The sequence below is a fragment of the Pseudoalteromonas shioyasakiensis genome (assembly GCF_024518675.1).
Taxonomy (GTDB): Bacteria; Pseudomonadota; Gammaproteobacteria; order Enterobacterales; family Alteromonadaceae; genus Pseudoalteromonas; species Pseudoalteromonas shioyasakiensis_B.
On sequence record NZ_JANIGL010000001.1, the window covers coordinates 836,573 to 855,201 of the forward strand.

At 39.0% G+C, this 18,629-nt stretch carries 15 protein-coding genes; 7 read left to right on the forward strand and 8 right to left on the reverse strand.

The annotated features are described in order from the left end of the window. Window positions 1-25 precede the first annotated feature (25 nt). Window positions 26-733 (forward strand): DUF6445 family protein, encoded by a 708-nt coding sequence (locus tag NQT69_RS03615; protein ID WP_256826341.1) that lies wholly within the window; start codon window positions 26-28, stop codon window positions 731-733. 1 nt (window position 734) lies between these two features. Here NQT69_RS03615 and NQT69_RS03620 read toward each other — a convergent pair whose 3' ends face one another. From NQT69_RS03620 to pgi, 5 genes are all read right to left on the reverse strand, one after another. Beyond that, entirely contained in the window at window positions 735-2,246 is a 1,512-nt protein-coding gene (locus NQT69_RS03620; RefSeq protein ID WP_256826727.1) for a tryptophan halogenase family protein, read from the reverse strand. Window positions 2,247-2,310: 64 nt separating this feature from the next. Further along, on the reverse strand, window positions 2,311-4,905 hold the full coding sequence (locus NQT69_RS03625; RefSeq protein WP_256826342.1) for a TonB-dependent receptor: 2,595 nt from the start codon (window positions 4,903-4,905) through the stop codon (window positions 2,311-2,313). Between the two features lie 860 nt (window positions 4,906-5,765). Further along, window positions 5,766-6,476 (reverse strand): 6-phosphogluconolactonase, encoded by a 711-nt coding sequence (gene pgl / locus NQT69_RS03630; RefSeq protein WP_256826343.1) that lies wholly within the window; start codon window positions 6,474-6,476, stop codon window positions 5,766-5,768. A gap of 2 nt (window positions 6,477-6,478) precedes the next feature. Beyond that, window positions 6,479-7,951 carry a glucose-6-phosphate dehydrogenase gene (gene zwf / locus NQT69_RS03635; protein ID WP_256826344.1) on the reverse strand — a complete coding sequence of 491 codons (1,473 nt, stop codon included), beginning with the start codon at window positions 7,949-7,951 and terminating at the stop codon, window positions 6,479-6,481. A 258-nt stretch (window positions 7,952-8,209) separates the two neighbouring features. Then, window positions 8,210-9,853, reverse strand: a complete 1,644-nt coding sequence (pgi, locus tag NQT69_RS03640; protein ID WP_256826345.1) for a glucose-6-phosphate isomerase — start codon at window positions 9,851-9,853, stop codon at window positions 8,210-8,212. A 350-nt stretch (window positions 9,854-10,203) separates the two neighbouring features. On the opposite strand from pgi, the gene NQT69_RS03645 reads away from it, so the two are divergent. Further along, window positions 10,204-11,232, forward strand: coding sequence for a LacI family DNA-binding transcriptional regulator (locus NQT69_RS03645; RefSeq protein WP_256826346.1), 1,029 nt, complete (start codon window positions 10,204-10,206; stop codon window positions 11,230-11,232). A gap of 60 nt (window positions 11,233-11,292) precedes the next feature. Here the strand turns inward: NQT69_RS03645 and NQT69_RS03650 are convergent, their stop codons facing one another. The 3 genes from NQT69_RS03650 to NQT69_RS03660 all read right to left on the reverse strand — a co-directional run bounded on the left by NQT69_RS03650 (window position 11,293) and on the right by NQT69_RS03660 (window position 14,950). After that, on the reverse strand, window positions 11,293-13,548 hold the full coding sequence (locus tag NQT69_RS03650) for an aminotransferase class V-fold PLP-dependent enzyme (protein WP_256826347.1): 2,256 nt from the start codon (window positions 13,546-13,548) through the stop codon (window positions 11,293-11,295). Between the two features lie 117 nt (window positions 13,549-13,665). Next, entirely contained in the window at window positions 13,666-14,739 is a 1,074-nt protein-coding gene (locus NQT69_RS03655) for an AI-2E family transporter (protein ID WP_256826348.1), read from the reverse strand. Continuing rightward, window positions 14,732-14,950 carry a sulfurtransferase TusA family protein gene (locus NQT69_RS03660; RefSeq protein ID WP_256826349.1) on the reverse strand — a complete coding sequence of 73 codons (219 nt, stop codon included), beginning with the start codon at window positions 14,948-14,950 and terminating at the stop codon, window positions 14,732-14,734. The genes NQT69_RS03655 and NQT69_RS03660 overlap by 8 nt, the downstream gene beginning before the upstream one ends. 135 nt (window positions 14,951-15,085) lie before the next feature. Between NQT69_RS03660 and NQT69_RS03665 the strand changes: the two genes are divergently transcribed. Genes NQT69_RS03665 through NQT69_RS03685 form a run of 5 tightly spaced genes read left to right on the forward strand, consistent with a single transcriptional unit; the run spans window position 15,086 to window position 18,616 of the window. Next, entirely contained in the window at window positions 15,086-15,751 is a 666-nt protein-coding gene (locus tag NQT69_RS03665) for a hypothetical protein (protein ID WP_256826350.1), read from the forward strand. A gap of 1 nt (window position 15,752) precedes the next feature. Further along, window positions 15,753-17,213 carry a M48 family metalloprotease gene (locus NQT69_RS03670; RefSeq protein ID WP_256826351.1) on the forward strand — a complete coding sequence of 487 codons (1,461 nt, stop codon included), beginning with the start codon at window positions 15,753-15,755 and terminating at the stop codon, window positions 17,211-17,213. A 52-nt stretch (window positions 17,214-17,265) separates the two neighbouring features. Further along, entirely contained in the window at window positions 17,266-17,613 is a 348-nt protein-coding gene (gene arsC / locus NQT69_RS03675) for an arsenate reductase (glutaredoxin) (protein WP_256826352.1), read from the forward strand. After that, a complete protein-coding gene (gene wrbA, locus NQT69_RS03680) occupies window positions 17,613-18,167 on the forward strand; it encodes an NAD(P)H:quinone oxidoreductase (RefSeq protein ID WP_256826353.1) in 555 nt (184 codons plus the stop codon). The genes arsC and wrbA overlap by 1 nt, the downstream gene beginning before the upstream one ends. Next, window positions 18,164-18,616, forward strand: coding sequence for a DUF2069 domain-containing protein (locus NQT69_RS03685; RefSeq protein WP_256826354.1), 453 nt, complete (start codon window positions 18,164-18,166; stop codon window positions 18,614-18,616). Before wrbA ends, NQT69_RS03685 begins: the two co-directional genes overlap by 4 nt. Window positions 18,617-18,629 lie beyond the last annotated feature (13 nt).

Consider the following 18,629-nt stretch of genomic DNA (forward strand, 5'->3'; position numbering starts at 1 on the left):
TATTGCCAAAGCAAAGGATAAATACATGACAGGGTACAAATTAAACCCAAACCTAAAGATAAAAGCCCACAAAATTGAGGAAATAAATGAATCAGTTATAGTGGTCGATGACTTTTTGGAGTCTCTTTCACAAGTTCACATGTTCTCGAGTAAGTACGCCTACCTTAAACCGGTTGGCAGTGATGGTACACTGTACCCTGGTAAAAGAGATATAATGCCTGAAGCATACAATATAGTTTTGAAAGAATTAATAGAGCTACTAATCAATAAAGGCTATATTACTCTCTTAAATAATGATATTTACATACATAGCTGTAAACTCTCACTAGTAACTCAAAAAGCTAATGAATTAATCTCACAACAAAAAATTCCGCATATAGACTCATCTGATAATAAAACATTTGCTTCAGTCCATTATCTAAGTGACCAAAGCCTTGGTGGAACAGCAATATATAAGTACAAACCGGCAAACCTGATCAAAATAGATAAAGGTAATGAAAAAGTAGCTTATGAGATGATAAAAAACATAAAAAATATTGCGAAAAGCACAGATGGATATTTAAATAATAATGAATACTTCGAGCAAGTTTTAAAAATAGAGGCTCAAATAAACCGTATTGTTATATATCGAAGCAATTTACTGCATAGCGCTGATTTGAGGAATGATGCTACTTATAACGACGATATAGCTACAGGGCGGCTATCCATAGCCTCTTTTTTCAGAATAGATTAATTCAAACACTTTGTAAGCCATATTGCTTGATTTTATCGAGTAATTCGCGATGTTGAGGTAACTCATTAACGATTTGCTGAGTCTTTATTTTTTTCATTTCAAATAACTTATCATCAGGATACTCAGAACCAATTCTATTCTTAGGTAGGTATTTCATACCATACAAAACATACAAATAGTTTTCATAATCAAACAAATCAAACTTACTTTGGAAATCTTCTTTCATTGGACCATAGCGCCCCCACTTTGTTAAGTTTTTCTTGAGCTCGGTCAGGGTGCTTGAAGAAATATCTTTATTAGCAAGCCAAAAAGGTGAATCGGTACGATCTGAAATGCAATAGTGCATTTTAATGAAGTCAAATGTCTTATCCCAAACAAGCTTAATAATTTTATTAAAATCATCTGCTATGAAGCAAATATCATCTCGACATACTGGAAAACGTTTTGACAGTAAGTCTGCTGAAAAGTCTGCGATTAAAATTGCAGTAGCCTCTAATGGCTCAACGAAGCCTTGTGAAAGCCCAATTGCAACACAGTTTTTATGCCAAAATTGCTCACGTTGCCCAACTTTCATCGGTATTTTCCTTGGTGAGATATCATCAAGCCCAAGATATTTTGCTAATTTACCTCTAGCTTCTCCTTCTGACATATGTTTAGATGAATATACGAAACCAACTCCTCTCCTCTGTGTTAGTGTAATATCCCAAATCCAACCAGCTTTGTGTGCCGTCGCTAATGTATAAGGTGGGATCTCAACTTTATCACTTGTAGGAACCTGAATAGTTAATGCAGTATCAGTTAATAAATCAACTGATCGATCATGAAAAGAAATACCTAACTTATCACCTAAAATTGTTGATTTAAACCCAGAACAATCAACAATCAAGTCACAATTTACTTTGTCACCTTTAGAAGTTACTAAATGTGTTATAAAGCCATCGCAATCCAGTTCTGCATCAGTTATCTCCATTAGCTCATGCTTGATAGAAAAATGATTAACTGCATGTTTACCTAAAAAAGCAGCAAATTTTTTGGCATCAAAATGATAAGCATACCCATTAATACCTGCATATTCTGGCGTAGTTATAAGTTTTGGAGCTAAATTTTTTTCACAGCTTTGCTCTTGCTTTGAAACATAGTTTGCAAAGCTATCTGACTGCTTAGTTGACAACCAGTTGTCGATCAAACCTTCTCCAAAAATTTCTGGATGATCAAACAAATGGTGGTAATGATTCTCTCCATGTGCATTTTTATCTAGCCAATTCACAAACTTAATTGATTGTTTAAATGTAACATCGCATTCTTTTATAAATTCAGATTCACTGACACCAAATGAGCGTAACGACTTCCGAATCGCTGGGACAGTACCCTCCCCCACACCAATTGTTGGTATGTTAGGAGACTCTATCAATGTAATTTCAAAGCCTCGACTTTTTAAAGCGCTCCCCAAATGATTTGCTGTTAGCCACCCTGCTGTGCCACCACCTAATATAACAATTTTTTTGATCATGATATTTCCAACTCATAGCAAAAAGCCCAGTATAAAACTGGGCTTTAACTTTAAATTCTAAATTCAATTAGAAACGAAGTGATACACCTAGCTTATAACGTGCTTCACCTTCAAAGCTCCAGGCTGGGTAGCCATTTTTAAGCTCAGGAACAACCTCTGCCTCTGTTGGAGCTACACCAATTTGAACGCTATCTTCTTCAGTCAGATTAACTGCTTCGAAAGTTAAATCCATATAGTCTGTAACGCTATATGTAGCGCTGAAATCAAGAGTTCCATAAGATTGGTGCTCACGGTTACCGTAGAAGCCAGGAAGCTCACGAATCATATACTCTGAACGCCAGTTATAAGCTAAACGTGCTGAGTAGTAATCTGTTTCATAGTAACCAACTAAGTTAACAGTATGCTCTGAAGAATCAGAGAATACACCTGTTAAATCAGGGTAGTTACTCGCATCTGAAGGCGCATCTACAAATGTATAGTTTGCAGAATAACCAAAGCCGCTGTCGAAGCCGTCTTGAATTTGCAGCTCAATACCTTCGATTTCACCACCTGTCGCATTCAGCTTAGTAGACAATGTCCAATTATCAACGCCAGAGTTAGGATCCACAACACCGATTTGTTGGTTTAGCAACTGGTCTGAAGTTACGAAAGATGTAATATCTTTAAAGAAGTATGTAGCGCTAACCATACCATCACCATCAAAATACCACTCAACACCTAAATCAGCTTGAGTAGCTTTAAATGGATTTAATCCAACATTACCTTTAGTAAGTACTTCATTACCAGGAGTACCATCATCATAACCTGCAAATGAAGAAGCAGAGAACATGTCAGTATAGTTAGGACGAGCAATTACTTGAGATGCTGAAGTACGTAAAATAACGTCTTCTGCTAAATCAAACACGATATTAACGCTTGGAAGAATATCGTTATAGCTTGCTTTATCAGTACTAAGAGTGCTGTCATAACTACCACCTGAGAAGCCATAGTAGTCAGAAGATGCATCTGTAGAGATATAACGTAGACCAAAGTTACCGCGAATACCGTCACCAGAGAACTCAGCCATTGCATAGATAGCTAAGTTTTCTTCTTCAATTGTGCCATAACCTGAGCGATATACATCAGAAGTATTATCATAACTAGCGATTGCGGCTTGTGCATCAGCAATCATCTTATCTAAATCAGGTTCAGGTAAAGTAAAGCCTGCGCCTGAAGACATTGTTCCACTATAATATGTTTCACCATCACCAGAAGGTATTACGTCAGCCAAAGTAGTTGAATACGTTTCTTGAGTTACTTCGTGATCTGCCCAACGGAAACCAGTTTTAATAGCAGTAATTGCACCTAAATCAACAGGGAATGTGAAGTCTAACTGCGCATAAGTTTCTTCATCTGTATTAGGTTGTTTTTTCAAAGACCAACCAGCAGGTGATAATGGACCTGTAAAATCTGATGGCTCAAAATATTTATTAGCAATATCAATTTTAATGACTTCGCCGGTTGCATCATAAGTACCAGCGTAATCTGCTGGAACACCGATAAAGTTACCATAGTTAGCAGTAAGATCTGTACCACCTTCAGATTCAGTAGTTCCTAAGCGACCTTCAACTGAGAAGTTTTCACCATCATATTTGAAACTAGCATCAACGGTATCTGATGACATGCTTGCAATACGCGCCCAAGTTTGTGTCCAACCGGGGTTAGCGCCAGTGCCTGGACGATTATAAAAAGTACAAGTACCAGAAGCATTTGTTTGCTCACAAGCCGCTTCTTTATCATCAGGGAACATTACAAAGTTTGAAGTATTAGCATTATTTGCCTCAAGCTCTAAGCTAAGTACATTTAACCCAAACTCTAAATTTTCTGTTGGACGGTACTGGAAATTAACATTTAAGGCAGTACGTTCACGCTCTTGCTGGAAAGTAGTCGGTACAATGTCACCCCAACCAATTAATGATTCGATGCCATTTCGCTGATAATCTGTTTCAGCATATGATACAGAGCCTAATACACCAAACGTTTCGTCATCATTTTTCCAGCTATATAAGCCTGAAACTTCTGGATCAACAGTTTCTGAAATAGTACCGTAATCACCTTTAATACTTAAGAAAGTAGTGCCAGCATCCATATCTAGAGGTTTACGAGTATTAACAATTACCGTACCACCGACACCACCTTCAACAATATTTGCTTGAGATGATTTGTAAACTTGGATTTCACCAACTAGTTCTGGCGGTAAAAGTGTATAGTTGAAGCTACGGTCAATTGACTGCTGATCGTACCAACCTGTAGATGCAACAGTTTGGCCGTTTAGTAGTGTACGGGTTAATTGACTTGAAGCACCACGAATTGAAACTTGCTGACCTTGACCAAATTGGCGATTTACAGCAACACCAGAAATACGACCAAGCGCTTCACCTACATCGCCATCTGGAAACTTACCAACATCTTCAGCAGATACAGCATCTACTACACCATCTGCAAAACGTTTTGTGTTCAACGCTGCTTCTAGTGAGCGGCGAATACCACGTACTTCAATTACTTCAACGTCTTCTTGAACTTGAGTTTCTTCTGCTGCGAATGCAGCTCCAGTGAATCCGGCACTCATTACAAGACCGATATTTACTGCTAATAAGCTTTTTTTAAAATTTTTAGCTAACACAGGATTCCCCTTGAATCATTTTGTTGGTTTTATTTATCACTTCTGCCCAGTGATGATGACAGCGTTGTCATCTAGTAACAAACCATACACCCTAAATTACATTTACGCTACATCTTTTTAGCTATTTCGCACAATAAAACAGCAAATAAAATATTAAGCTTTTGATTTAGAAGTGAAATAAAAAAGTTTATTTATTATTTGTTACATTTTAACGAAGGAAATATACCATGATATACGAAGAAATGAGAAAGGAATGATACCTATTTAAGGTAAAAATGTTTCTTTAAATTTTTTCACCTGTAAAAATTTCGTTCCACTTAAACAGAGATAAAATTAAAAGCCGCTTATTTTAAGCTTTAAATGCCAACGCTCGTTAAGCAGCACAATAGGTTATTTTAGGGGCAGATAAAACAACTCAAGGGGATGGTAATAATTATCACTACCAATGACAGCGTTGTCATTTTGTATTGTATAGACCTATACGACTTATGTCTATAATTATTTTCTAGAGTAATTTATTCTATGTGGCTTTTTCTGTCAGCAAATAAAATAATTCTTAGAGAACAAGATAAATGAAATTTATCAATAAGTTACAACCAATATTGACTCGCTTTTATTGGAGTTTATAGTTGTATCTGTAACGGGTTTGTTAAAACTGGAGGGAGGTTTTGAGCTATTTATAAAAATAGTAAGATTATTACTTACAAGTTTCTATGGCTCAATGAGCCTAACGCGCAAATAACCAAGTAGAACTCTTTCACTTATATTGATTGTTAAGTTTAATAAATACACTATGAGTTGAAAAAATAATGCAGGCTTATAGCCTGCATTATAGGAAAGTGGTCACGCTCGATAGTAAGTTACGGCGCCCAATAAACTTCAATATTGATAGTTGGATGATTTAATACAGCCCTCAGAGGCATATCGTTAACATCGCCACCCGCTTTTGCATTTTTATACACAGCAAGTTTTTCTTCGCCACTGATCAACAGCTTAACCACTTTTGATTGCGCTATTGCAGCAAGTGTTAATGTCATTCGCTCAGTGATACTTCCCGTCACGTTACTTTCAATTGCATTAATCGCGCACACTAATTGTGATGTCGATAAGCCATGCTCAAGCCCTTCGGCATGGGGAAACAACGAAGCTGTGTGGCCATCAGGACCCATACCTAGAATTGTGACGTCAAAGCTTTGCTTGAGTTGTTGGTATGCTTTTTCGCATTCTTCACTACCCTGCTTTGCTGTTTTAGCGGTATTTTTCATGGTAATAAAATTTGCAGCAGCACCATGGTTTTGCAATAAGGTACTTTTTATAAACGCTTCATTGCTCTTATCATGACTAGCATCGACCCAACGCTCGTCAACCATCGCAACATCAATATTCTTCCAATCAAGTTCTAAGTTTGAAAGGTGCTTGTAAGCAGGTGCTGGTGACGAACCACCCGAGACCATTAAAACAGCGCGGCCATCATTATTAATGCCTGATACAAGGCTTTGCTCAAGACTGGCTGATAGTTCTGCAGTTAATTCTTCTTTAGAATCAAAAAACTTCTCAATAATAGTTGCCATGGTTACGCCTTATCGCCAGTGTTAAACCAAACATGGTTGTTTTCAGCCAGTAACTCATCTGCATCATCAGGTCCCCAGCTACCAGCACGATATAATGCTGGTTTACCTTTTTCTTGCCAACGCTCAACAATTGGATCAATCCACTTCCACGCTTGGCGTACTTCATCACGGTGAATAAACAGCGATGGGTTGTTTGCAGCAGCATCAAGCATTAATCGCTTATAAGCATCTGAATGAAAACCGTTACTATATGCTTGTGATAACTCAATATTCATAGTGACAGGCTCTAACTGCATTTCTAAGTTATCAAGGCGTTTTGACATCAAGGTCAATTGAATGGTTTCTTCTGGTTGTAAGCGGATCACAAGACGATTAGGCTCAATTTTACCCACATCATCACCATACACATTGTGTGATACTTTTTTATATTCAACCACAATTTCAGCACAGCGCTTAGTCATACGTTTACCTGTACGAAGGTAAAAAGGTACACCTGCCCAACGCCAGTTATCAATGTGCGCGCGAATAGCAACAAAGGTCTCTGTTTTACTTGCACCTTCATTTAATTCTTCAAGGTAACCCGGGACAATTTTGCCGTCTAGATCGCCAGGTACATATTGGCCGCGAATAATATTGTCATCTACATCAGTATCTACTAGAGGGCGTAGCGACTCTAATACTTTTAGTTTTTCTGTACGGATGCTGTTTGCATTTAGTTTATTAGGTGACTCCATCGCTACTAAACATAGCAGCTGTAATAAGTGGTTTTGCACCATATCGCGCAAAGCACCCGCTTTATCGTAGAAACCGGCGCGGCTTTCAAGACCTACCGTTTCAGATAAACTAATTTGAATATTATCAATTGATTTAGCATCCCACATATTTTCAAATAATGAATTTGAAAAACGCAATGCCATTAAGTTTTGAACTGTTTCTTTACCTAAGTAATGGTCAATACGGAAGATTTGTTCTTCTGAAAAATACTCAGCAATTTTAGCATTGATCTCTTCAGCTGATTGACCACAGTAACCAATTGGTTTTTCAACAACAACCCGCGAGGTTGGCGTGATTAAACCTTTGGTTGACAGAATTTCACAACAGCTACCGTAAACTGCTGGCGGAAGTGATAAATAAAATACACGAGATTTATCTTGTGCGTCTTCATCGAGGATATTTTTTAGTTTATCCCAATCATCATCCGCTTCTGTGACATTTGTGACCACAGGTACTAAGTGGGTGGCAAACGCTTTCCAATCTTTAGTATTAAACTCGCCTTTGGCTAAAAACTGCTTAAGCGCCTCATGCGCGGTTTCAATATATTCTGCACGTTTACTTTCTTCTCGAACGGTCGGTAAAATGCGCGAACCTTGTGGTAGGTTGCCTTCTTGATATGCGCGATACATTGCAGGAAGTAACTTGCGTAGTGCAAGGTCACCGCCGCCCCCAAAAATTACAATATCAAAAGGATTTAGCATAATTTACTCTCTACATTTACTATGCCCTGTTGTCGACTACTTATTTTGTAGTACAGGCATACATTCTTGTTGTTTAGGTGATGTCAGCTTTAGCATCAATTGAAAAAGCCTGTTGAATTCGCTTGTTGGCTGATATAAATGAGTCTTAGGGGCTCTGCATATCCTCTCACAAATATACAGGCCCTAAGAACTCCAGCGCTACCCGTTCAAAGGTATTTGGTATGTAATGCCCGCACAAAACGCACATTACTAATATTGTTAAGCGCGATGCGCTTTGTAGTAAGCCATCAATCCTTGTGTAGAGCTATCATGTGGATGATTTACAGAATCATCAAGTAACTCGGCTTCAATTTTAGACGCTAAGCCTTTGCCTAACTCTACGCCCCATTGGTCAAATGAGCATATTTCTAAAATAATTCCTTGGCAAAAGATTTTATGTTCATAAAGGGCAATTAATCGGCCGACTGCTTTAGCATCTACCACATCTAATAAGATTGACGTAGTTGGGCGATTACCTTGATGAATTTTATGGTTAACTAATTGCTCAATTTCTGCGTCAGATTTACCTTTAGCGGCTAAATCTGCACGAATCTGCTGTGTATCAACCCCTGCCATCATCGCTTCTGTTTGTGCAAAAAAGTTAGATAATAAAATATCATGATGCTTGCCGACATTTATTTGAGGCTTAACTGATGCAATAAAATCAGCTGGAACGATTACATTACCTTGGTGCAAACATTGATAAAATGCATGCTGACCATTAATTCCTGTCATACCCCAAATAATAGGTACTGTGGTGTAGTTAACAGTATCACCGGCAAAGTTTACATGTTTACCGTTACTTTCCATTTCACCTTGTTGTAAATATGCAGGTAGCATATGCAATGCTTGATCATAAGGTAATATCGCTTGAGCATCATGGCCTAGGAAGCTGGTATTCCAAACACTTAATAAAGCCATTAGTAATGGTATATTCTGCTCATTTTCTGCGGACTTAAAGTGCTCATCAACCTCAAACGCGCCTTCAAGTATAGCTTCAAATGCCTCAAAGCCTAAATAAAGTGCAATTGGTAATCCTATCGCACTCCATAATGAAAAGCGACCGCCAACCCAATCCCACATAGTGAATACGTTTTCATCAGCTATACCAAAGGCTGCCGTTTTTTCTAAATTTGTACTAACAGCAACAAAATGCTTGGCAATCGCTTGGCTATCATTGGCTGACTCTAAAAACCAATCAACTGCAGTTTTTGCATTTGTCATGGTCTCTGAGGTGGTAAATGTTTTTGAGGAAATAACAAACAAAGTCGTTTCTGGGTCAATTTCTTTTAATACTGACGCAATTTGGACACCATCAGCATTAGATACATAATGAACGTTTAATGTATCGTCAGCGTAGCTTTTGAGCGCTTCAGTTGCCATCTGAGGGCCTAAATTTGAGCCACCCACACCAATACTCACAACCGATTTAACCGCTTTGCCTGTGTAACCAAGCCATTGCCCTGAGCGCACTTTCTCAACAAACACTTTAATTTTATCAAGTTCTGCGTTAACCACAGAACTCACGTTTTCACCATCCACAACCAAAGCAGATGCCTGGCGGTTACGTAATGCAGTGTGTAGAACCGCTCTGTCCTCGGTGATATTAATTTTTTCACCGCTAAACATTTTATTTCGCCAGCCAGCTATATCACACGCTTGGGCTAAGGCCAGTAACTCTTGCATCACTGAGCTGTCAATCAATTGCTTTGAATAATCAAATAAAACACCAGGGATCTGAGTAGAGAATTGTTCAAATCGAGTGCTATCGTTGGCAAATAAATCTTTAAGATGAGTTTTCTTCATCTTATGTGCACTTTCTTGTAATGCTTGCCAACTAGCTAATTGTGAACGACAACTCATTTTAAACACCCCTTTTGGACTTGCAACAAACTGATTTTTAACTATCTTTTAAACTAGTAAAAAGAAAAGACAGCGTAACAACCTACAAATTAGGTTAACGATAAGTTAAAATGACAACGCTGTCAATCTTCTACTTTTATATTTTACAATCGAGATAATACCGCATATTTACTCATTTGACACCGGTATCATAAAAATTATCTCAATTATTTTACTGCTATTTTAATGTAACATTAGATACACTAACTGATCTTGATGAAGAATTAATGACTGGCCTACTTGTTTAGGCTTAAACACAGCGCTTCATATATCCATGGCAACGCAAAAACAACAACCTAAAAAGTAACTGTATGAAAGTAACTATAAATGATGTAGCGAAACTCGCTGGAGTTTCGATGAAAACGGTTTCGCGAGTAATCAATAAAGAACCTTCTGTGCGTAAAAAAACCTATGATGTGGTTATGGAGGCTGTTAATGAACTTAACTATCAACCTAACCTAGCTGCACGTAATTTAGCAGGTACATCATCGTTTACTGTGGGCCTTGTTTATGACAACCCAAATGCGTACTACGTCATTGATATGCAAAATGGCGTATTATCACGTTGCAAAGATGAAGGCTATGAACTGGTTATTCACCCGTGTAGTTACGCCGATGACAACATGGAGCAGGATATCAAAACCATGATCAAACGCTCCCGCTTAGCAGGGTTAGTACTTACACCACCACTTTCTGAGCAAAGCAGTATTACAAATATGTTGGATGAATTAAATATTCATTATGTGCGTGTATTATCTGGCAGACCAACCGATGAAGATCAAGATACGTGTATTTATGTGAACGATTATAAAGCAGCGTATGAGATCACTAGCCATTTGCTTTCCTTAGGCCATAAAAACATCGGTTTTATTTGTGGTGATAAAGAGCATAAATCAACAAGCGAACGCTTAGAAGGCTATAAAGCAGCACTTGCTGATCATGATACCCCTGCAAATAGTGACTTTATTTACGATGGTAAATATTCATTTGAATCGGGGGTAGAAGGCGCTAAAACATTACTAGCAAACGATAACAAATTAGCGATCAGTGCAATATTAGGGGGCAACGATGAAATGGCCGCCGGCGCACTATTTGCCTCACGTTTAATGGGCATACAAATTCCTGAGCAACTCTCCATTACGGGATTCGAAAACTCGCCGTTTTCGCGTCAAACTTGGCCAAAGCTAACAACAGCCCACCAAGAAAATGATGTTATTTCTCAACATGCAGCGCGTTTGTTATTTACTAAAACACGGGGTGCTCGTAACCAAGATAAAGACATCATTACCTCATTTACGCCCTCTATTGTAGTAAGAGACAGCTCAGGCCCTAAATTATAAATACCCTGCCCGACTTGGCGCTCTATAGATAGAGCGCCACAGTTCTTAACCGTGTCGATTTTAAACCAACGCCATACCACCATTTAAGTTATAAACCTGTTCAAAGCCTAGCTGAGCAAGGTTCACTGCCGCTTGTTTCGAACGATTACCACTACGACATAATAAAACATAACACTGTGATTTACTCAATTGGCCATCATTTAATGCATTTGCCATTCTGCTCAGTGGTATATTAATAACGCGCTGTTTGCTTATATCAAACAACGCAGGTAAGTCATTTGCCCCATGTTCATAAGGCTCGCGGGTATCAATCAAATAAGCGTTTGCATTACTGAGTAAATTTTTTGCGTGCGCAACATCTACTTGCAAAGGCGATGCAGTGTCTATTTGTGTAGCATAACCACATAGATTTTCGAATTTCCCTTTGTCTTCAATGTCACTGATTTGCTTTTTGTGTGCAAATTCAGTCATTGTTATATGGTTTTTAACAAGATCAGCTAGCAGCGGCGTTTGCTGTATTTGTGCCTGCCAAGTGATTGCAAAGCACTGCTGATAATCATGGCCTGAACAAATTATGCTATCAGGTGATAACCTTTGCTGCAGTTTATTGAGCGAGTCTGCCATTTGCATAGCATCTCCGCCTTGCAAACAGGTATTACCCAGCCCAGCAGGTAAAAGTAAATCACCACAAAAGCAATAAAGCACTTTCTCTGTTTTATTGCAGCGCAACAAATAACTTAAACTATCAACACTGTGACCTAGCGTCGCCAGCCGCTCTAACCTTGTCTCCCCCAACTCGATAACCGACACATTCGCCGGCCAACCTAACGGATCTGATTCACAAAAATTTAAATGTGCCGAAAAGGCGGCATTAAATAACTCAACAGATGACATACGATCTTGATGTGCATGAGTGTCTAAAATAGCAACGACCTGAAGCTCTTGTGTAGTGACTATTTTTTCTAATCGCGGTAATAACTCTGCAATTGGATCTATTATCAATGCTTGGCGTTGGCTCGTTACATATAACCAGCAACATGCCCCTTGGTGACGGTACTGCGTTAAGCCAAGCGCACAAGCCTCTTGCTGCGGTGATTCAGAATCTGACACGATTAGACAGTTTGCTTGCAAAATAGATTTAAGAGAGCGAATGCGCTCGCAAGCAAAATCAATATCCGTTTGCGTGGTGGCTGGTCCAAATGATAATCGTAAAGCATTTTCACTTTGCCAGTTAGACTTCCCCATTGCATCTAAAACAAAGCTTCTACTGGCTCCTGAGCTACACGCTGAGCCACCGCTAATGCGTATGCCTGCTGCATCAAATAAGTCCATTACTTCTTTACTACTCAACTCGTTAACAGAGAAGTTAAGCGTAGTAGGAACACTGTTTTCAAATTTATGATTAAACGTCAATTTACCAAATGTGTACTGTAATGCATTGTGTAATTTTTCTCGGTAATTATGCAACACGTTGACAGGCTTAAACGTGTCATCTGTCTCATCTAATAACAAATTAAAAAGTTTATTAAGACCTGCAATACCAGGTAAATTTTCGGTGCCAGAGCGCATGCCACTTTCTTGCCCTCCCCCAGCAATAAATGGAGTATAAGCACTTCCTTGACGAATATAGAGCACACCTATTCCTTTCGGAGCGTATAATTTGTGCCCGGAAAACGGCGCATAGTCTATGGTTGTTGTACTGAGCTCTAAGGCTGTCTTACCTAATGCTTGAACGCAATCAACCATCCAAGCAACGTCCGTGTTTTTTGCACGAATTACTGTCTCTATTGCTGCTAAGTCTTGATAGACACCCGTTTCATTATTCACCGCCATAGTACATATCATCAATGCTTTGTCAGCATGCGATGCGATAAAATCTAAATCTAAAATACCCTCACTGGAAACGGGTATGGCAAGAACCTGCGCATTGATCCCTAAGACTTCATTCCAATGAATTAATGTATTTGGCACGGCTTTATGCTCAGTTGCGCCATAAAGTAAAACCGGTTTATCAATCGAGTGATTTTTTGCGGCTATTAGCGTAGAAACAACTGCAGTTTGAATACCTTCCGTAGCACCAGAGGTAAATAAAATATCACCATCATGCGCACCAATCACTGCTCGCGCTCGATTACGAGTTTGTTCTAATAAATGTTTGGCTTGAATACCAGTAATGTGCGAAGACGATGGATTACCAAAGCAAATTTGCATCGTATGGGAAACAACCTCTGCAATGCAAGGCAACACGGGCGTTGTTGCGTTTGCATCAAGGTAAATTTGTGATGTTGAATCAGTTGAAAGTAAAAGATCAGACATTAAAAAACGCACCATATTACTAAAAGATATATCTTATAACACATTCTACATAAATTTTATGCGCTGCGTAATAATCAATTAATCTCTAAGATGCGTTATTTATACGATTTATGACTATTAGTTATGTTCTATTAATTGCGCTTCATGTTTCGTTGACCATGCATTGAGCAGCGCTTTCACTAATGAAGCTAATGGGATTGCAAAAAATACCCCCCAAAATCCCCATAACCCACCAAAAAAGAGCACTGCAACAATAATGAAGACCGGATTTAAATCAACAGCTTCAGAAAATAATAACGGTACCAATACATTACCATCTAAGGCTTGAATAATGCCGTAAACAATTAAAATGGTCCAAAATTGTGTCTCTAAACCAAATTGAAATAGAGCAACTGCTGCAACAGGTATAGTAACCAAGGCGGCACCCACAAATGGGATCAATACCGAGAACCCCACCAGCACGCCAAGCAATGCTGCATAACGTAGGTCTAACACTGTAAACGCAATAAATGAGGCCGAGCCAACAATGAGGATCTCAAATACTTTGCCGCGAATATAATTCATAATTTGCTGATTCATTTCGTGCCAAACCTGTAAAATCAAGCGTCGCTGCTTAGGTATCAATTTTTCCGCACTGGTTGTTAGTTCCAGCTTGTCTTTAAGCATAAAAAACACCAACAGTGGCACTAAGATTAAATAGATAAGCCAAGCCGCTAAGTCTTTCAACGAAGTCAATGAGGCTGATAATGCAATCTGACCAAACTCAATAACTTTGTCCTCAACATTACTGACCACTGTCTGCACCTGCTCAGCGGTAATCAAACTAGGGTAATCTTCAGGTAAATGCAGTAAAAAAGCTTTGCCCTGTTCAATCATATGAGGGGACTCTTGTACTAAGTTACTCGCCTGCTGCCAAAGTACAGGTCCCATGCCGATAATTAGAGTCAACATAACGCTGGTAAATACCAACATCACCAAAATTGTAGCACTAAATCGGCGAAAACCTAAACGCTCTAAATGCGCAACAGGCCAATCAAGTAAGTAAGCGATAACCAATGCCACTAACACTGGCACAATAAACGAACCAAAGAAATAAAATAGCGCCATAAGCGCAATTAACAAAAATAGTAAGGTGACCGAATGAGGATCTGAAAATTTTCGCTCGTACCAAGTTTTTACATATTCAAACACGTAATGGCTCCACAAATAACAGCCCTTGCTGTTGCTCTAATTTGTATTGATAGTGATGCTTTTGCAAAAAACGTTCTATATCTGACGTAGATTGCTCTAATGATAAAATAAATTTAATCGACTGCTTGTTACAGTTTGCCTGTTTTAAGCCTAACTTAAATTGAATAAATTGCTGCGGGCAAATAAATGTTCGTAGATCATGCTCTAACATACCCCATCATCCCCCACTATAAAATGCACAAAAAGTCTCATACTAAAGGTCTTATAGTTTAATCTACAATTTTTTCTTAAAACCCACTGCGCAATAGTTTATCCTTACTAGATAAATTGTTGTAAGGATATGTTCATGCCCGGGACGCATAATAAAGCGCTACTGCCAAGTAATCCAACTTTAAAAGAGATTAACTGGTATAAAAAGCAAATAAACTGGGGAGAGTTGCCTCCTTTTTATCATTTGGTTGCATCTTCAGTGAGCGAGTCTGAAGGCATTTTAGAGCATGGCTTTGATAACGCAGTTAAGCGTTTGCTTGACAAACGTAATTGGAACTTAGATATCCTTGATGGATATGAAGATTCAAATGGTGAAATTCATTGTAAAAATAAGCCACGCATTGCGCTTCATCAAATATTTACTGACCGTGGTTTCGAGCTTTGGGCTCTCCCCTACGCTAAAGAAGTCACCATAGACCAATATGTAAAAGACAACCGCTTTATGGAGTTTAAAGTATGGGATCCGGTCACAATGAAAAATTTGATCAGAATAAATCAATTACATAAGTTTATTGGCTTTTATTTTGAACGGGGTGATAAAGCTGATAAAGCCTTAATTTTACACGCCCATAAAACAGTCCATAAGATTATTACTTTTTTACAAAGAGAATTGAACATAGTAAAGCTAGATGGGGTCACAATAAAGGATTTCTATCAATTATGCGAAAAAGACAGCCGTGCGTGCAGCGACGAAATTGATATAGCAAAAATAATGCTGGGCGATACAATCAACAAGGAATAAAATGCGATTAAAATCAGCCTTTATCACCGCAATAAGTACCCTACTTACCATTAGCGTACTCAGCAGTGAGCCTTTAAAGGCGCAAACTAATTTTAAACTGCCAGATTTAGGCACATCTGCACTACAAGCTTTACCACTTGAAAAAGAACAAGCAATTGGTGAAGTAATGATGATGCAAATTCGCGGTTCATCACCGGTTATTAGCGATCCAGTGCTTGATGAATACCTAACCACACTGGGAAGAAGATTAGTTGCAAACGCCAATGATGTGCGATTTCCTTTTTCATTTTTTTGGATCAACAACCCTGAAATCAATGCATTTGCTTTTTATGGTGGGCATGTTGGGGTACATACTGGCTTGATGGCACAGTCAGACAATGAAAGCCAGTTTGCTTCCGTGTTAGGGCATGAGATTGCTCACGTAACTCAGCGTCATCTCGCGCGCAGGATCCAGCAACAACAAGATAATAGTGCGCTGACAATTGCAGGAATGATTGCGGGTATTTTGGCCACCGTTGTTTCACCTGACGCTGGTATTGCGATTATTTCAGCAAACCAAACTCAGGCTGCTTTTAGCCAACTTACTCATAGTCGTTCGGCGGAGCAAGAAGCTGACCGCATCGGCATGCAAACACTCAATAATGCAGGCTTTGACCCCTATGCCTCTAGTGAGTTTTTGACTAAACTTGCCGCTCAAATTCGCTACAAATATAAACCGCCTGCATTTTTGCTCACTCACCCTTTACCTGAATCTAGGGTATCTGATGTACGTTTACGTGCGCAACAATACGAGAAACGTCAGTACCCAACAAGTTTAGAATTTAGCTTAGCTAAGAGCCGAGTAGTTGCCCGCTACCACCATGAGCCAGAGGATGCTGAAAGCTTATTCCGAAAATTGATTAAAGAGAACAGTTTTTATAATACTACCGCACTTAAATATGGTTTAGGTATCAGCTTACTTGATCAAAAAAAGGTCGATGATGCAGCGGAAATTTTAGAGCCTCTTCTTGCCTCTGATCCTAAAAATCTATTTTATATAGATACCCACACAGACTTACTTATAGCGCAAAAAAAGGCTGATGAAGCAGTTACATTTTTAGCTGATCTTCATGATACCCGCCCCAATAATCAAGTCATCACATTAAACTACGCCAATGCGGCTTTAGAAGCAGAGCAATATACTGTCGCAGAGCAGTTATTAAAGTCGTTTTTGCTTGAAAAACCTGACCATAACTTAGCCAAGCAGCTACTCGCTGATACTTACAAAAAACAAGATAACCTCGCGGCCTACCATGAAGCCAATGCCGACGTGCTTGCACAATATGGCGCTTATTTAAAAGCAGCCGATGAAGTGCAAAAAGCATTAAATTTTGTCGAACCACAAGAGCTAGTTAAACAACAAAGACTAAAAGCCTTACTTACACAATACAGACAAATGCAAAAAGAACTCGCGAGACTTTAAGTCTCGCGCTACTTCCCCTAAAATAGCCCTACTTTAGTTAATGGATTTTATTATGTCAGTTTTTATTTATCATAACCCTCGTTGTTCTAAATCTCGTGAAACTCTCGCACTGCTTGCAGCAAATTCTGTTGAACCTGAAGTTATCGAATACTTAAAGACTCCGCCTAGCGTTGAACAATTAAACCAACTTATTAAACAATTAGGTATTAGTTCAGCACGCGATATGATGCGCACTAAAGAAGATATTTATAAAGAGCTAAACTTAAAAGAACAAACCGATGAAAGCGCACTAATAAAAGCCATGGCTGAAAACCCTAAATTAATTGAGCGACCAATTGTCGTGAGCAACAATAAAGCCGCAATCGGTCGTCCTCCTGAAAACGTCTTAAGTGTACTTTAATGCAACCAACCATTGTTGTTCTTTATCATTCTAGCCATGGCTCTGTTGCAGCTATGGCACATGAAATTGCAGAAGCCATAGAGTTAAAAGGTGGTATCGCCTTACTACGTACTTTTGTCGTTAAAAACCCTGAAGATATTGTTATTAGTAAAGACGATCTCATAAACTGTGATGGCCTGGCCTTTGGTACTCCAACCCGTTTTGGCATGATGGCCTCACAAGCGAAAGCATTTTGGGAAACGACTAGCGATGTATGGCTTAAAGGCCAGCTAATTGATAAACCCGCGTGTGTTTTTTCGTCATCAAGCAGTATGCATGGTGGTAACGAAGCAACCTTACTTAACTTAGCATTACCACTGTTACATCATGGCATGATGTTAATGGGCGTACCATACGAAGTACCGGAACTACTTGCAACCCAAACCGGCGGGACTCCTTATGGCGCAAGCCACGTTGCTGGTGCCAATAACAGTAGTCAATTAAGCAAAGATGAAATAAAAATTTGCCAAAGTGTTGGCCACCGATTAGTAAACATTACGAGTAAACTTAAATGACGACAGACACCGCGACCAACACTGCAAAAAAAGCACTAACGTTACGTTTTCAGCGTATTGCCCTGTTTGGCTACTTTGGTCTATTAATACTTATGCCTGTGTGGCTTTTTTTAATTGCTCCCCGTGAGGGTCACAGTAACGGCTTTATCTTTGCAGTTTATATCTTACCCTTACTTTTACCTTTAAAGGGTATTTTGCAAGATAAACCTTACACATATGCATGGGCAAACTTTATTGTCATGTTTTACTTTATTCATGGCTTCACATTACTTTGGGTAGCGCAAGAACAACTTATTTGGGTGTTACTCGAGTTGTTATTTGCCAGTGCCATGTTTATCGGCTGTACGTATTATGCCCGTCATCGTGGTCAAGAGTTAGGCCTCAAAATACGTAAGCTCAAAGAAGAACTTGCAGAAGAAAAAGCCGCCCATGAGCACAACAAAGATTAATCCTAATTCCAAA

Coding starts and splice junctions, on each gene's coding strand:
- NQT69_RS03615 (WP_256826341.1), top strand. CDS start 26: ATGACAGGGTACAAATTAAACCCAAACCTAAAGATAAAAGCCCACAAA.
- pgl (WP_256826343.1), bottom strand. CDS start 6,476: ATGGCAACTATTATTGAGAAGTTTTTTGATTCTAAAGAAGAATTAACT.
- zwf (WP_256826344.1), bottom strand. CDS start 7,951: ATGCTAAATCCTTTTGATATTGTAATTTTTGGGGGCGGCGGTGACCTT.
- pgi (WP_256826345.1), bottom strand. CDS start 9,853: ATGAGTTGTCGTTCACAATTAGCTAGTTGGCAAGCATTACAAGAAAGT.
- NQT69_RS03645 (WP_256826346.1), top strand. CDS start 10,204: ATGAAAGTAACTATAAATGATGTAGCGAAACTCGCTGGAGTTTCGATG.
- NQT69_RS03650 (WP_256826347.1), bottom strand. CDS start 13,548: ATGTCTGATCTTTTACTTTCAACTGATTCAACATCACAAATTTACCTT.
- NQT69_RS03660 (WP_256826349.1), bottom strand. CDS start 14,950: ATGTTAGAGCATGATCTACGAACATTTATTTGCCCGCAGCAATTTATT.
- NQT69_RS03665 (WP_256826350.1), top strand. CDS start 15,086: ATGCCCGGGACGCATAATAAAGCGCTACTGCCAAGTAATCCAACTTTA.
- NQT69_RS03670 (WP_256826351.1), top strand. CDS start 15,753: ATGCGATTAAAATCAGCCTTTATCACCGCAATAAGTACCCTACTTACC.
- arsC (WP_256826352.1), top strand. CDS start 17,266: ATGTCAGTTTTTATTTATCATAACCCTCGTTGTTCTAAATCTCGTGAA.
- wrbA (WP_256826353.1), top strand. CDS start 17,613: ATGCAACCAACCATTGTTGTTCTTTATCATTCTAGCCATGGCTCTGTT.
- NQT69_RS03685 (WP_256826354.1), top strand. CDS start 18,164: ATGACGACAGACACCGCGACCAACACTGCAAAAAAAGCACTAACGTTA.